General features: G+C 70.8%; 15 protein-coding genes. 4 read left to right on the top strand and 11 right to left on the bottom strand.

What is annotated here, in order from left to right:
- Positions 1 to 32: 32 nt before the first annotated feature.
- Both ACFPZ3_RS52415 and erpA read right to left on the bottom strand, forming a co-directional pair.
- Positions 33 to 1019, bottom strand: coding sequence for a carbohydrate kinase family protein (locus ACFPZ3_RS52415; RefSeq protein ID WP_379521952.1), 987 nt, complete (start codon positions 1017 to 1019; stop codon positions 33 to 35).
- Between the two features lie 107 nt (positions 1020 to 1126).
- Positions 1127 to 1480: an iron-sulfur cluster insertion protein ErpA gene (gene erpA / locus ACFPZ3_RS52420; protein ID WP_379521953.1), complete on the bottom strand. Its 354-nt coding sequence runs from the start codon at positions 1478 to 1480 to the stop codon at positions 1127 to 1129.
- 163 nt (positions 1481 to 1643) lie between these two features.
- Between erpA and nadA the strand changes: the two genes are divergently transcribed.
- Positions 1644 to 2795: a quinolinate synthase NadA gene (gene nadA, locus ACFPZ3_RS52425; RefSeq protein WP_379521954.1), complete on the top strand. Its 1152-nt coding sequence runs from the start codon at positions 1644 to 1646 to the stop codon at positions 2793 to 2795.
- 97 nt (positions 2796 to 2892) lie between these two features.
- On the opposite strand, the gene ACFPZ3_RS52430 is transcribed toward nadA, so the two are convergent.
- From ACFPZ3_RS52430 to ACFPZ3_RS52460, 7 genes are read right to left on the bottom strand one after another with little or no spacing between them, the layout of a single operon-like run.
- Complete coding sequence (locus ACFPZ3_RS52430; RefSeq protein WP_379521955.1) at positions 2893 to 3498, bottom strand: SIMPL domain-containing protein; 606 nt, start codon at positions 3496 to 3498, stop codon at positions 2893 to 2895.
- Between the two features lie 54 nt (positions 3499 to 3552).
- On the bottom strand, positions 3553 to 6084 hold the full coding sequence (locus ACFPZ3_RS52435) for a serine/threonine protein kinase (RefSeq protein WP_379521956.1): 2532 nt from the start codon (positions 6082 to 6084) through the stop codon (positions 3553 to 3555).
- Positions 6085 to 6141: 57 nt separating this feature from the next.
- Positions 6142 to 7830 carry an alpha/beta fold hydrolase gene (locus ACFPZ3_RS52440; RefSeq protein WP_379521957.1) on the bottom strand — a complete coding sequence of 563 codons (1689 nt, stop codon included), beginning with the start codon at positions 7828 to 7830 and terminating at the stop codon, positions 6142 to 6144.
- A gap of 60 nt (positions 7831 to 7890) precedes the next feature.
- Positions 7891 to 8448 carry a PspA-associated protein PspAB gene (pspAB, locus tag ACFPZ3_RS52445; protein WP_379521958.1) on the bottom strand — a complete coding sequence of 186 codons (558 nt, stop codon included), beginning with the start codon at positions 8446 to 8448 and terminating at the stop codon, positions 7891 to 7893.
- A gap of 9 nt (positions 8449 to 8457) precedes the next feature.
- Positions 8458 to 9357 carry a zinc metalloprotease HtpX gene (gene htpX / locus ACFPZ3_RS52450; RefSeq protein WP_379521959.1) on the bottom strand — a complete coding sequence of 300 codons (900 nt, stop codon included), beginning with the start codon at positions 9355 to 9357 and terminating at the stop codon, positions 8458 to 8460.
- Positions 9358 to 9362: 5 nt separating this feature from the next.
- Positions 9363 to 9641 carry a PspA-associated protein PspAA gene (gene pspAA / locus ACFPZ3_RS52455; protein ID WP_132519798.1) on the bottom strand — a complete coding sequence of 93 codons (279 nt, stop codon included), beginning with the start codon at positions 9639 to 9641 and terminating at the stop codon, positions 9363 to 9365.
- The gene (locus ACFPZ3_RS52460; protein ID WP_379521960.1) at positions 9638 to 10450 is read right to left on the bottom strand and encodes a PspA/IM30 family protein; all 813 of its coding nucleotides are present in this window, start codon (positions 10448 to 10450) and stop codon (positions 9638 to 9640) included. The genes pspAA and ACFPZ3_RS52460 overlap by 4 nt, the downstream gene beginning before the upstream one ends.
- A 126-nt stretch (positions 10451 to 10576) precedes the next feature.
- On the opposite strand from ACFPZ3_RS52460, the gene ACFPZ3_RS52465 reads away from it, so the two are divergent.
- The gene (locus ACFPZ3_RS52465) at positions 10577 to 11188 is read left to right on the top strand and encodes a DUF3043 domain-containing protein (RefSeq protein WP_379521961.1); all 612 of its coding nucleotides are present in this window, start codon (positions 10577 to 10579) and stop codon (positions 11186 to 11188) included.
- Positions 11189 to 11192: 4 nt separating this feature from the next.
- On the opposite strand, the gene ACFPZ3_RS52470 is transcribed toward ACFPZ3_RS52465, so the two are convergent.
- Positions 11193 to 12164: an SMI1/KNR4 family protein gene (locus tag ACFPZ3_RS52470; protein WP_379521962.1), complete on the bottom strand. Its 972-nt coding sequence runs from the start codon at positions 12162 to 12164 to the stop codon at positions 11193 to 11195.
- A gap of 57 nt (positions 12165 to 12221) precedes the next feature.
- Between ACFPZ3_RS52470 and ACFPZ3_RS52475 the strand changes: the two genes are divergently transcribed.
- Complete coding sequence (locus ACFPZ3_RS52475; protein WP_379521963.1) at positions 12222 to 13220, top strand: aldo/keto reductase family protein; 999 nt, start codon at positions 12222 to 12224, stop codon at positions 13218 to 13220.
- Between the two features lie 65 nt (positions 13221 to 13285).
- On the opposite strand, the gene ACFPZ3_RS52480 is transcribed toward ACFPZ3_RS52475, so the two are convergent.
- On the bottom strand, positions 13286 to 13492 hold the full coding sequence (locus ACFPZ3_RS52480) for a hypothetical protein (protein ID WP_379521964.1): 207 nt from the start codon (positions 13490 to 13492) through the stop codon (positions 13286 to 13288).
- Positions 13493 to 13639: 147 nt separating this feature from the next.
- Between ACFPZ3_RS52480 and ACFPZ3_RS52485 the strand changes: the two genes are divergently transcribed.
- Positions 13640 to 14653, top strand: coding sequence for a bifunctional adenosylcobinamide kinase/adenosylcobinamide-phosphate guanylyltransferase (locus tag ACFPZ3_RS52485; protein WP_379521965.1), 1014 nt, complete (start codon positions 13640 to 13642; stop codon positions 14651 to 14653).
- The last annotated feature ends 5 nt before the right edge of the window (positions 14654 to 14658 follow it).

Consider the following 14658-nt stretch of genomic DNA (forward strand, 5'->3'; position numbering starts at 1 on the left):
CGTGCACGAGAACGGCCCGGGCTCGCGGTCGCTCAGGGGTGGTAGCAGCGTACGTGCCCGGCGATCTCCCCGGCCGCCTCGGCGCCGTAGGCGGCGGTGAAGCGCGCCAGGAAGTCCTTCTGGCCGAGTTCGTACTCCTGGCCGCCCACGCGCTCCAGCACGTGCGTGGCGGTCAGGTTGCCGATCTGCCCGCACCGCTCCAGCGGCAGGCCCCAGGCGACGCCGGCCAGGAAGCCGGCGCGGAAGGCGTCGCCGACGCCGGTGGGGTCGGCCTTGCCCGTCTCGGGGGCGGGGGCGACCTGGATGGACGGCTCGCCCTCGCGGTCGATGACGGCGCCCTTGGGGCCGAGCGTGGTGATCCGCACGCCGACGCGGCCGAGGATCTCCTCGTGGGACCAGCCGGTCTTCTGCTCGATGAGCCCCTTCTCGTAGTCGTTGGAGAAAAGGTAGGCGGCGCCGTCGACGAGCTGGCGGATCTGCTCGTCCTCCATGCGGGCGAGCTGCTGGGAGATGTCGGCGGCGAACGGGATGCCGCGCCGGCGGCACTCGTCGGAGTGGCGCAGCATCGCGTCGGGGTCGTTGGGGCTGATCAGGACCAGGTCGAGACCGTCCACCCGGGCGGCGACGGGCTGCAGCTCGATGAGCCGCGCCTCGGCCATGGCGCCGGTGTAGAACGAGGCGATCTGGTTGTGGTTCTCGTCCGTGGTGCACAGGAAACGGGCGGTGTGCTGTGTCTCCGAGATGTGCACGGATCCGCAGTCGACACCGTGCCGCTCCAGCCACGACCGGTAGTCGGCGAAGTCGTCGCCGACGGCGCCCACGAGAATCGGCTTCAGGCCGAGGCAGGCCATTCCGAAAGCGATGTTCGCGGCGCAGCCGCCACGACGTATCTGCAGATCATCGACCAGGAACGAGAGCGACACCCGATCGAGCTGCTCGGCGATGAGCTGATCGCCGAAACTTCCAGGGAAGGTCATCAGGTGGTCAGTCGCGATGGAGCCGGTTACGGCGATGCGCACGGGATTCTTCTTCCTCGTTGTCAGCAGGCCAATGGGCCCCACGAGGATACGCGAAGGTCCCGCCCGCACAAAGGCGAGCGGGACCTGCCGGCCACCGGCGAACCGTCCTAGTTGAAGGAGTCACCACAGGCGCATGAGCCCGTGGCGTTGGGGTTGTCGATGGTGAAGCCCTGCTTCTCGATGGTGTCGACGAAGTCGATGGAGGCGCCCAACAGGTAAGGGGCACTCATCCGGTCGGTGACAACGCTCACACCGCCGAAGTCCGACACGACGTCGCCGTCCATCGAACGGTCGTCGAAGAAGAGCTGGTAGCGCAGGCCGGAGCAACCTCCCGGCTGCACGGCGACCCGCAGCTGCAGACTCTCCTCGCCCTGCTGCTCCAGCAGGCTCTTGACCTTCGCGGCGGCCGCGTCAGTCAGGATCAGGCCCTGCGTCGTGGTCTCGCTGCTCTCAACCGTCATCTGCTGACTCCCTAACCCGGCTGTCTGTTTCCGACGTCCTACTAATGACGCTACCAACACCAGGGCGTCGCCACACATTCCCGAGGTCACATCCCACGGAATGACCACTTTGCGGCATGTGCCATGATGGGTATCGTCATAACGACGATAAGGGGGTACGGCCATGGCCACCCAGACTGGACTGCCGCTCTTCGTCCTCGGCCGCGATGCCGATGCGCACAGCGAGAAGGGCGTCGACTGTCCCGGCGAACTGCCGCCCGCCTCCGACCCCGGACTGGTGGAACGCGCCCGCAAGGCCAAGGAGGCGCTCGGCGACCGCCTCTTCGTGCTGGGCCACCATTACCAGCGCGACGAGGTCATTCAGTTCGCCGACGTGACGGGCGACTCGTTCAAGCTCGCCCAGCAGGCGGCCGCGCGGCCGGAGGCGGAGTTCATCGTCTTCTGCGGCGTGCATTTCATGGCCGAGTCCGCCGACATCCTGACCGGTGATGTCCAGAAGGTGATTCTTCCGGACCTGGCGGCCGGGTGCTCCATGGCGGACATGGCCACGTTCGACCAGGTCGAGGAGTGCTGGGACGCTCTGGAGGACGCGGGGCTCGCCGATCAGGTGATCCCGGTCACGTACATGAACTCCAGCGCCGACATCAAGGCCTTCTGCGGCAGGAACGGCGGCGCCGTCTGCACCTCCTCCAACGCCCGGCGCGCCCTGGACTGGGCGTTCGAGAAGGGGCGGAAGGTGCTGTTCCTGCCCGACCAGCACCTGGGGCGCAACACGGCGGTGCTGGAGATGGGCATGTCGCTGGAGGACTGCGTGGTGTGGAACCCGCACCGCCCGAACGGCGGCCTCACCCAGGAGCAGCTGGAGCGCGCCCGGATGATCCTGTGGCGGGGTCACTGCTCGGTGCACGGCCGTTTCACGGCGGAGTCCGTGGACGACGTACGCTCGCGCATCCCCGGCGTGAACGTGCTCGTGCACCCGGAGTGCCGTCACGAGGTCGTGCTCAAGGCCGACCACGTGGGCTCGACAGAGCACATCATCAAGGTCCTGGAGGCGGCCCCCTCGGGCTCCAGCTGGGCCATCGGCACGGAGCTGAACCTGGTCAAGCGGCTGGCCCAGACCTTCCCCGACAAGAACATCTCCTTCCTCGACCGGACGGTGTGCTACTGCTCGACCATGAACCGGATCGACCTGCCGCACCTCGTCTGGGCGTTGGAGTCGCTGGTGCTGGGCGAGGTCGTCAACCAGATCGCGGTCGACGACGACACCACCCACTGGGCCAAGGTCGCCCTGGACCGCATGCTCGCCCTCTCCTGACCGGTGACGAACGCGCGGCTCCCGCGCGTGCCGCTCCATCGCGAGCGGCCGCCGCGGGAGGCCCGCCACGGGATCTCTCGCCGGAGTGAGGGACGCGTCAGGCGAAGTCGTAGCCGAGGGTGACGCTGACCTTGAGGGCTTGGCGGCCGGGCCTGAAGGAGGCGTTGCCCTCGTCGGCGGCCATCATGGTCCTCTGCATCGGCACGGGCGGGCCCATCCGGAGGTCCTCGGTCACCGACACGACCCGTCCCAGTGGCCGGCCGGCCAGCTCGGCGTACTGGGCGGCCTTGGCGGCGGCGTCCCTGAAGGCCCCGACCCGGGCCACGCCGAGCGCCTCGGCCGGGTCGGACAGGTCGAAGGAGACGCCGTTGAGCCTGGCCTCCTCCCCCACTCCCGCCACGGTGTCGATGATGTGGTCTGCTCTGTTCACGTCGCGGACGACCACCTCGACCCCCTGCACCGCCCGGTATGCGGCCACCTTCGGGTAGGCCTCGTACTCCGGCCCCAGGGAGAGCTCCACCGTCGTCACGTCCTGCGCCGCGATCCCCGCCCGGTCGAGCGCCTCGGCGAGCCGGGCCGCGGCGGCCCGCGCGGCGGCGAACGACTCCGCGGCGGAGGCCCGGCGGACCTCGACGCCCGCGTGCAGCCGCAGGATGTCGGGCTCGGCCATGACGACGCCCTCGCCGACCACGGTGATGTCCACGGGTAAGACCCCCTCGAAGTGGGTTTCGCCCCGATCTTAGGACGCCTCGGGCCGCTACGAGGGGACCCGGCCGAAGCGGAAGGCCATCTTGTCGAACTGGGCCTTCTGGGGAGCCGTCGCCAGCACCCGGCTCACCTCCCCGGACAGGTCGACGACGACGGCCTCGTACCCGCTTCCCTTGGTCCGCCACACCGCCAGGTGCTCGTCGTCCCACCACCCGATGAGCCGGTTGGCGGTGAACGGGACGGTGACGCTCCCGGTGTCGTCGCCGGAGGTGGGGCGGGCGCACAGTGTGGTGCCCGCCGCCGTGCAGTGGGCCAGGAAGCGGGTGCCGGACGGCGAGACGTCGTCGCCCTCCACCCATACCGGCGACCCGACGTCGGACAGGGTCCGCAGGAGCTTGCCGTCCAGGTCGTAGAACCTCATCTCGGAGCCGACCCAGGTGCCCACCGCCTCACCGCCGGCGTCCCAGAAGAACCGCCACCGCCCCGCGCCCTTGTCCTTGATCTCGAACGCCCGGCCCTTGCCCGCGGCCACGTCGATGATGCCGAAGCCGTACTCGGCGGTGTCGCCCGCCGTGCCCTTGTAGAGGGTGACCAGGCCGTACCTGCCGTCGGGGGACCAGCGGGGCGTGGTGGGGTAGATCGGCTTGGGGCTGAGCTTGACGACACGCTTTTCGTCGGTGGCGTGGTCGATGATGGACACGGTGGCGAACAGGTCGGTGGTGTAGTCCACGTCGGTGCCGAGGGCCTGGTCGCCGCCGGGGCTCAGGGCGTACTCGAAGTAGCGGGTGTCGAGGGCGAACGCGCCGGTGGCGTGTTTCTTGACGTAGAGGCGTTTGCCGCTGTCCAGGGTGTAGGAGGCGAGCTTGATGGGGTCGGCGTCGTGCTCCTCGACCCGCACCGACGTGCCCGGCAGGGTGATCGAGCGGGTGGCGGGCGGCGCCGTCGTGGTCGGCGTGCTGGGGGCGGGCGTCGTGCTGGGGGCGGCCGTGGTGCTGGGGGCGGGCGTGGTGGTCTGTGCCGCCGCGGAGGGGCTGGGCGAGGTGGTGGGGCCTGGGGCGGAGGTCAGGCGGACGGCGACGAACGCGCTGGCCGCCGCGAGCGTGAGCGCGCCCGCCACGGCGGCCGTGACGATCCAGCCGGTCCTCCTCCGCGTGGCCGGCTGCCCGGGTCGGGGCGGACCTTGCGGGTACGTCTGCGGTACAGACCCCGGCCCATGCTGTACGGACCCCGTCCCGTACGACCCGGAACCCACCCCGTGCGGCCCGGAACCCACCCCGTACGACCCGGGACCCGGCCCGTGGGACTCGGAACCGGGATCGTGCGGCGCGGACCACAGCGTGTGCGGCACAGGCCCCTGGGCAGGTTGCCCGGACCCCGACGTGTACGGCCCAGAACCTGCCCCGTGCGGCCCGGAACCCTGCGCGGGCGGCCCGGAACCCTGCGCGGGTGGCCCGGAACCCTGCGCGGGTGGCCCGAATGTCCGCGTGCGCGGCACGGACGCAGGCCCACGCTGCCCGGCCCCTGACGCCGGCGCAACGGGCCCCGAAGTATGCGGAACCTGACCCGACGCGTGCTGACCGGCTCCTGACGTGCGCGGTTGGGGGCCTGACGCGGGCGGAACGGCCCCCGACGCGGGCGGAAGGGGTCCTGACGCGGGCGGGACCGGCCCGGATGTGTGCCGTGCGGGCCCTGAGGCGGCCGCTGCGCTGCCCTCCTGGAGGAGGGCCGGGGACTGGCCCGTGGGGGTGCGGCCGGGAGGGTGCGGGGCCGGGGTGTGGCCGAGGAGGCGCATGAGGGCCTCGTCCGCCGACGGCCGCCGCGCAGGATCCTTGGCCAGGCAGTCCACGACCAGCGCGCGCAACGCCGGGTCCGCCACCGTGCTGACGTCGGCCTCGGCGTGCAGGATCCGGTTGACCACCGCGGGCACGCTGTCCTGCCCGAACGGCGGCCGGCCCGACGCGGCGAACAGCAGCGTGCACGCCCACGCGAACAGGTCCGCCTTCGGCCCGGGCACGGACTCGGTGAGCTGCTCGGGTGCCATGAACGACGGTGTCCCGATCACGGCGCCGGTGAGGGTCGAGGTGCGGTCGAGTGCCTTGGCGATGCCGAAGTCGATCACGCGGGGGCCGTCGGAGGCCAGCACCACGTTCGACGGCTTGAAGTCGCGGTGCACGATGCCGGCCTGGTGGATGGCCACCAGCGCGGTGACGGTGCCGATGGCCAGCCGGTGCAGGGAGGTGCCGGAGCGCGGGCCCTGTTCGCGTACGACGTCGGTGAGGGTGGGGCCGTCGATGTACTCGCTGACGATGTACGGGCGCCCGCCGTACAGCCCGGTCTCGACCACCTGGGCCGTGCAGAACGGCGCCACCCTGCGCGCCATCGCCACCTCGCGGACGAACCGCTCCGACGCCTCGGCGTCACCGGCGAGGTCGGAGCGCAGGAGTTTGAGCGCCACCTTCGTCCCGTCCCGGGCCGTGGCGAGGTAGACGATGCCCTGTCCGCCTTCGCCCAGCCGTCCGGACAGGCCGTAACCACCCACCGTCGCGGGATCCCCTGGCCGCAGGGCCGCGAGATCCGGCATTGGCACCCCCACATATGGCGTCTTTCCCGCCATTCTGCTGGGTGTGGCGCAATTCCGTCAGGTGTTCGGGCAAGGGGGGCCGACCGAGATCGCGTCGGCGATCGCCTGGGGGTCGCGGAGGGGCAGGCGGCGGCCGGTTCCCGGCAGGCGTACGTGCTCGGCGCCGAGGTCGTCCGCTAGCCGCTCGGGGCACCCGTCCCGATCGTCCGCGCTGATCACGGTGACCGGCACGTCGGGGAACGGCTTCTCGGCCCTGAGCCGGTGCAGGTCGGCGGCCATGTCACGGCGGGCCAGCCACTCCCCCGCCGCCGCCGCGGGCACCTTGCCCATGGTGTACACGCCCGACAGGTCCGGCAGGCCGGTGAGCAGCCGGTGCGCGGCCGGCCCCGCCAGGCGGGCCAGCACGGTCGCGCCCCACGTGCCGCCCAGCGCGGGCAGCCAGGTTCCCGCGGCCCTGGCGATCTGCAGCGGGCGGCGGTGTCCGGCGCAGACGGGGTCCACCAGGACGAGCCTGGCCAGGCACAGCGGGTGCGTCAGGGCGAACGCCTCCGCGTGCCAGCAGGCCACGCCGTGGGCGACGAGGGTGACCTGTTCCGGGTGGGCGGGTGACAGCGCGGCCAGGCGGGCGACCTCTCCGTACAGGGTGGGCGGGTCGGGCGAGTGCGGGCTGAGACCGAGACCGGGGCGGTCGAAGCGGATGACGCGGCGGCTTCCCGCGAGCCGGCCGGCGACCGCATCCCAGTGGAACCAGGCACCGCCGGGCCCAGCCGTGATCAGCACTACGGGGCCGGAGCCCTGGACGACCACGTGCGGGCTTCCACACCCGGCCTCGTGAAAGGCCCCCGCACGGCCGCACCCGGCCTCAGGAGGAATCTCCGCGCGGCCGAATCCGCTCTCGGCAATGGCCCCTCCGGGACCGTGCCCAGTCTCGGGAGGGGCCTCCGCGCGACCGTACCCAGTCTCGGGCAGGACCCCGATCTCGGGAGGGGCGTCCGTGCGGCCTAGGCCACCCTCGGGAAAGATCCCCGCGCGGCCCTCTGGGAGGATCCCCACGCCGCCCAGCAGCCCGAGGCCGTACCCCGTCCCGGGAAGGACCGGCGCGCCGCCCAGCCGTCCTGGGGCGAATCGCGGCTCCCCGGAGGCGTCGTCGTCGGCGATGAGCAGGCGGAGGGCCACGTACACGAGCCAGATGGCGATCATCGTGAGCTGGGCGCGATGCGCGAGCCCCACCCCGTGCCGGTCGGCCAGCGCGGCCACGGTGAGCAGCGTGGCCGCCAGGGTCAGCCAGGTGAACAGCCACGACACCCAGGACCGCCAGCGCGTGCTGAGCAGCGCCATGGCGGCCAGCACGGCGCCCGTGCCCAGCACCCCGGCCAGCAGGTGGACCAGGTGGCCGAAGGAGGTGCCCTGCCGCCCGCAGAGCGGGTCGCTGAGCGTGGCGCAGTCGAGCGGGAACAGCCCGGCCACGAACGTGAGCAGCCCGTACACGGCCAGCGCCAGCCAGCCGGCCCACTCGCGCGCCACCCTCGGCACGAGCGCCACCCCGAGCGCGCACGCCAGCCCCGACAGCCCGTCGCTGATCCGGAACAGCCGCGTCCACGGCTGGTCGCGGGCGGCCAGCTCGCTGACGTAGCCGTCGGTCCTGTCCACGGCGGGCGTGGTGAACTGCCCGGTTATCCAGGCGCTGCCGAGCACCGCCGCCACGATGAACGCGCAAGCGGCGAGCACGAACAACCTTCGCTCCACGTAACAATTAGATCACCATGGGCGATCGCCGCACATAAGCGGCCCAGTCACAGAGCGCGATCAGACGCCGGGAGCGCCCCAGACGGGAAACCAGCGGCTGAGGTCCTTCTCCAGCGGCAGCTCGCCTTCCAGAGCGCCTCTGGCCTGCAGTTCGAGCGAATTATCGCGCTTCTGCCCTGGCAGCGGGGCGAACGGGTAGAAGGTGCCGCGTTTGTACAGGTACACGATGGCCAGGCGCCTGCCGTCCGGGGCGGCGAACGACACCAGCGAGCACAGCAGCGACGGCCCGAACCCGGCCTCCTCCAGCGAGGAGTTGACCGCGTGCAACTCGGTGACGAGGTCGCTGAGGGCGTCTGGCTCACGGCGTACGAGGAGCCAGGTGTAGCCGTAGCCGTCGTCCGACTCCTCGACGCGCTCCCCCAGCAGCGCCTTGACGTCGCGTTCGAGCGTGGCGAACGCGCCGCCCTCCGCGGCCCTGAACGCCACAGAGCCGAGACCGGTGGGGACGAGCCCGGTCGCGGCCTGCAGTGTCACGGCCGCCGAGGGCAGCGCGAACAGCGCGTCGAGGTTGGGCTTGACCGGCTTCGACCGGCCGAGCAGCGCGTCGAGCCAGCCCATGTGCCTCTCTCAGCCCCTTCCCAGTTGCCGCGAGATGTCCGCCAGCTGCTCCAGCCGGCGCTCCAGCGGCGGGTGCGTGGCGAACAGGTTCGCCAGCGTCTGACCCTTGGCCAGTGCCGGGGCGAAGTAGAAGGCGTTGAACGGCTCCGCCTCGCGCAGGTCCCTGGTCGGGATCCTGGCCATCTCGCCGCTCACCTTGGTCAGCGCGCTGGCCAGGGCCGAGGGGCGCTGCGTGAGCAGGGCGCCCGCCCGGTCGGCGGCCAGTTCGCGGTAGCGCGACAGGGCGCGGGTGAGCAGGAAACTGACGGCGTACACCAGGACGGACACCAGCAGGACGATCGCGCCGACGGGCACCCCGCCCTGGCCGCCGTTGCGGCGGCCGGCCAGCCCCGAGTAGAGCGCGAACCTCGTCATCAGCCCCGCCACGATCCCGAGGAACGAGGCGATCGTCATGACGGCCACGTCGCGGTGCGCGACGTGCGACAACTCGTGGGCGATCACGCCCTCGAGCTCCTGCGGCTCCAGACGGCGCAGGATGCCGGTCGTCACGCAGACGACGGCCCGCTTCTGGTTTCGGCCGGTGGCGAACGCGTTGGGGACGTCGGAATCCGCGATCGCCACCCTTGGCTTGGGCATGTCGGCCAGCGCGCACAGCCGATCGATCAGGCCGTGCAGCTCCGGGGCCTCCTGAGGTGAGACCTCCCGCCCATGCATCGCGAACAGCGCGATGCGGTCGGACAGGAAATACTGCACCAGCAGCAGGCCTCCCGCCAGCACCAGCACGCTCAGTGCCCGCACGCCCAGGGATATCAGGACGCCGACGAACACCACGTAGAGCAGCCCGAGCAGGAACATCGTCACGACCATGCGGCTGGTCAGGCCGCGATCGGACGCGAACCGCGTACGCACGGGGCTCAGCCCGGGATCAGGCCCTGGTCGCCCAGCATCTCCCGGACTTCCTCGATCGAGGCGTCCGCGGGGGGAAGGATCAGCTCTGACGGCTCAAGGCTGTCGTCGGGAAGCGCCTTGCCCACGTGGCGCACTTTGTCGAGCAACGCGTGCAGCTTGACGCGGAAGGACTTCTCGTCGCCCGCGTCGATGGCCGCTTCCAGCTCGGTGTCCAGCTCGTTGAGGACCGAGATGTCGTCGGCGGAGATCTCCACCTGACCCTCGCCCATGATCCTGACAATCATGCGCCCTCCCCAGGCTGGCGGAGCTGCTGCGTACCGCCCTGCTGCTGAGGCTGTGACTGAGGCTGGGGCTGGCCCTGACCCGGCTCGATCGCCGACTTCGGCGCCGGGCCCTGGCCCAGCTCGGCCTTCATCCTGGCCAGCTCCAGCTCGACGTCCATGCCGCCGCCCATGCGGTCGAGCTCGTTCTGGATGTCGTCGCCGCGGGTGCCGCTGTAGTCGTCGAGCGCGCCGCTGGCCAGCAGTTCGTCGATGGCGCCCGCACGGGCCTGCATCTGCGCCGTCTTGTCCTCGGCGCGCTGGATCGCCAGGCCGACGTCGCCCATCTCCTCGGAGATGCCGGAGAACGCCTCGTTGATGCGCGTCTGCGCCTCGGCCGCGGTGTAGGTCGCCTTGATCGTCTCCTTCTTCGTGCGGAAGGAGTCGACCTTGGCCTGCAGCCGCTGGGAAGCCGTGGTCAGCTTCTCCTCCTCGGCCTGCAGATTGTCGTGCTGGACCTTCAGATCGGCCATCTGCGTCTGCAGGCCGGACCTGCGCTGCAGGGCCTCACGGGCCAGGTCCTCACGTCCCACGGACAGCGCCTTGCGGCCCTGCTCCTCATAGCGCGTGGCCTGCTTCTCCAAGCCGGTTATCTGCAGCTCCACCCTCTTGCGCGAGGTGGCGACGTCGGCCACCCCCCTGCGCACCTTCTGCAGCAGCTCGAGCTGCCGCTGGTAGGAGTAGTCAAGGGTCTCGCGCGGATCCTCCATCTTGTCCAGGGCCTTGTTGGCCTTGGACTTGAAGATCATGGAAAGTCTCTTCATCACGCTCATGCGCGTCGGCCGTCCCCTTCTAGGTCGTGCTGGTGTTAATCCCAATGCAGCGCAGCCGCCTTGGGATTACCCTACGCATAACGCACGGGGGCGTCACTAAGTTGCGCTCCAGGTAGGGTTGACGTTGTGTTGCGACGCCGTTCCCAAACCTCCCTGGACGACACCCCCGTCCCCGTTGACGATCCTAAGCCCCAGGGCAAAGGTCGTCCCACACCCAAGCGCCGGACTCAAGAGAGCAACCGGCGCCAGTACGTCTCCGCTCCGAAGGACCGCAAAGAGGCCTATCGGCAGATGCGGTCCAAGCAGGCCTCGGAGCGCGACCGGGCCCGGCAGGGCATGCTGGCAGGTGACGAGCGCTATCTGCCGGTCCGCGACAAGGGCCCCGCGCGCAAGTTCGCGCGTGACTGGGTCGACTCGCGGCGGCTGCCGAGCCAATACTTCCTGCCGTTCTCGCTGGTGATCCTGCTGGCCACGTGGGTTCCCTGGCCGATGGCGATCCGGGCTCAGGTGCTCGGCTACGTCGTCACGATCGGCTGGCCGATCATGATGATCGGCGTGCTGTTCACCTCGGTCTTCGTGGCCTGGAAGATGAAGAAGCTGGTCACCGAGAAGTTGCCCAAGGAGAGCCCGAAGGGCGTGGGCTTCTACGCGGCGATGCGGGCGTTGCAGATCCGCAAGCTGCGCTTCCCGCCGCCCACGGTGCTGCCGGGCGGCAAGCCGGTGCCGCCCAAGAAGTGACGGGCTACAACTCGCCTTCGTCCGCCTTTTCCCAGCGCAGCACGCCTCGCGTGACCGCGGGCCGCCAGCCGTCGAACTCCTCGCCCCGCTCCAGGGCGTCGGCGACGGCCCGCATCAGCGCGTAGTAGGACGACACGCGGGGCGCCATGCCCCCGATCGTGTCGTCCCATCCGACCGCGCCGTCCACGGAGTCGACCACGGCGTACTCACTGCCCTCGCCGTCCCGGCCCGCGAAGTAGAGGAACGGGATCATCCGGCCGTTCCAGTGCTCGATCGAGGGATCGGGGCCCAGGTCGGTGTCGTCCCAGGAGCAGTACCAGCGCCAGGTGTCCCTGATCTCGCGGACGGACAGGTTGGAGGCGGCGCCGAACCAGGCGCCGAACCCGAACGCCCGTGCTCCGCGCGCGCCGTTGTGGCGCAGCAGGGAGGCGCGCAGGTCGTCGGGGAAGTCCACGCCCATCTGGGACTCGGCGATCGCGATCGTGCGGGCCCTGCCGGGTGCTCCGAGCGTCCGGTACGTACGCGGCGCGTTCGCCTTCAGCCATCGCTCGATCCGCACCCACTGCCGGTCCACGGCCCGCTTCACCTTCGGGTCGATCGGCCGCACGGCCACCGGGCGCGGCGCGGGCGAGCAATTGGGGTCGGGGATCTCGGCGGGCGTGGGGACAGGCGTCTGGACGGGCGCCGGGGACGGCGTCACCGTGACCCTCCGCACTGCCGACAGGGCCTCCTGCCGCACCTCGAAGGCCCTCTGGGCGGCCCCCTCGTCGGCGGGCAGCAGCGCGGCCACCAGGGTGAGCGCCACGATCGCCGCGATGGCGGCCCACACCATGACCATCCTCAGCGACCGGGCCCGGCGTGGGCTCGGCGCCGGGGGCTCGGGCTGCTTGGCGGGCATGCGGGCGCGACGACGCAGCCGGACCGCGATCGCGGCCAGGATGGCCGCCGTCAGCGCCAGCCGTACGAGCTTCAGCACGTCGCGCACCCTATCCCGAAACGAATCACCCCATGCGCCGGGATTAAAGTCGGTTGCATGGAATTCCGACACCTCGGTCGCAGCGGTCTCATGGTCAGTGAGATCAGCTACGGCAACTGGCTCACCCACGGCTCCCAGGTCGAGGAGGACGCCGCCAAGAAGTGCGTGAAAGCGGCACTCGACGAGGGCATCACCACGTTCGACACCGCCGACGTCTACGCGGGCACGAAGGCCGAGGAGGTGCTCGGCAGAGCGCTGAACGGCGTGCGCAGGGAGTCGCTGGAGATCTTCACGAAGGTCTACTGGCCGACGGGTCCCGGGCGCAACGACCGCGGCCTGTCGCGCAAGCACATCACCGAGTCGATCAACGGCTCGCTGCGCCGCCTGCAGACCGACTACGTGGACCTGTACCAGGCGCACCGCTTCGACGTGGAGACTCCGCTGGAGGAGACCCTCAAGACGTTCGACGACCTCGTGCGCCAGGGCAAGGTCCTCTACATCGGCGTCAGCGAGTGGACCGCCGACCAGATCGCCCAGGCCCTGAAGATCGCCGATGAGATGGGCTTCGACCGGCTCGTCTCGAACCAGCCCCAGTACTCCATGTTGTGGCGCGTCATCGAGTCCGAGGTCGTGCCGCTGAGCGAGAAGGAAGGCGTGGGCCAGATCGTCTGGTCCCCGATCGGCCAGGGGGTGCTCACCGGCAAGTACGTGCCGGGGCAGCAGCCGCCGGAGGGCTCGCGGGCGACCGACAAGAGCGGCAGCGCCATGATCTCGCGGTTCATGAAGGACGACGTGCTCGCCCGCGTGCAGGAGCTCAAGCCCGTCGCCGCCGACCTCGGTGTCAGCATGGCCCAGCTCGCCATCGCCTGGGTCCTGCAGAACCCGAATGTCTCCAGCGCCATCATCGGGGCCAGCCGGCCCGAGCAGGTGCGCGACAACGTGAAGGCCGCGGGGGTGAAGCTGGAGGACGGTGTCCTGCAGCGGATCGACGAGATTCTGGGTGACGTCGTGGAGCGCGACCCGTCCAAGACCGTCAGTCCGCGTAGCCGCCCATAACACCCGCCATGACAAAAACCCCTTGAGTCGCGACGGCGCTCAAGGGGTTTTCTTTCACCCGGGGCTCACTCCGGACGCAATGACAATCCCACGTATTCAACGCGGTCCTCGTCGAGCAGCGCCACCTGCTCGACACCGGATTCCAGCAGGTCACGCCAGTTTTCGCCGAGCCAGGACTCCGCGTCGGCCTGGCTTGGAAAAACCTCTCGCGGCAAAGGGCGATCTGTCACCTCACCACCATTTGCATTTTCATAACGCCACCGCCATGTCATGCCATACGCTCCTTTTCCGCGGGTTCGCCGGCGCACCCTCCGCAGGCAATGGAACCCTACTCCCGAGCTTGGAGGCCAATCGATGCCGCGCGCATGTCGTGTTGCGGCGGCGCCGCCCTCGGGGCGGCCGGTTGTACGCTCGGCGCGGTGAAAGTCCTTCTCACCGGTACGGGAGGCGGCGCGGGCCGGCTGGAGCCCGGCTGCCGATGCGCTTCGTGCGCCGCCCTGCCGCCCGGCCATCGCCGCCCCTTCGGCCTCGTCGTGGACGGTCTGGTCCGATTTCCCTTCCGCGGCCTCCCCGCCGGGTACCGGTCCTGCTCCGACGGCCTGGGGCTGTCCTGCCCGGACGGCACCCGGCTCCTCTACCTGCCCCAGGAGCGCTCCATGCCCTCCGGTGGCACTTCCAGGTACGACCTGGTGCTGATCGACCTCCTCGAACGCCCTGAGCGCCTGGGAGAGCTACGGCGGGCGGGGCTGGCGGACGACGCGACCGTGGTGGTGGCCGTCGGGCTGGATCACCGGATCAGGTCGGAGGCGGAGCTGTCCAGACGGCTGGGGCTGTGGGGAGCGATCACCGTCCCCGACGGCACGGAACTGGAGATCGGGGCGGAACGGCCGGTCCCGATCCCCCGCGAGGCCGAGCCGCCGTGGCGGGCTCTGTTGCTGGGCGGGTCCAGGTCGGGGAAGTCGGCCGAGGCGGAGTCGCGGCTGGCGGCGGAGCCGTACGTGACCTACGTGGCCACGGGGCCGGACGGCGCGGGTGACGGCGAGTGGGCGGCGCGGGTGCGGGCACATCGGGAGCGGCGGCCCGCGCACTGGGCCACCGCCGAGACCACCGACCTGGCCGCGACCATCAGGAACTCCACCACGCCGCTGCTGATCGACGGGCTGGGCACCTGGATGGCGGCGGTGTTCGACGAGCACGGCGCCTGGGAGGGCGATCGCGCGCCGGTCGCCGCCCGCTGCGACGACCTCGTGGCGGCGTGGCGTCAGACGCCGCGGCCGATCGTGGCGGTGTCGGACGAGGTGGGGATGGGCGTGGTGCCCGCGACGGCCAGCGGGCGGGCGTTCAGGGACGCGCTCGGGCGGCTCAACGAGCGGCTGGCCGCCGAGTCCGAGTACGTGGCGCTGGTGGTCGCCGGCCGCCTGCTGGAGCTGTGACCCCC

The organism is Nonomuraea insulae, from assembly GCF_042656245.1.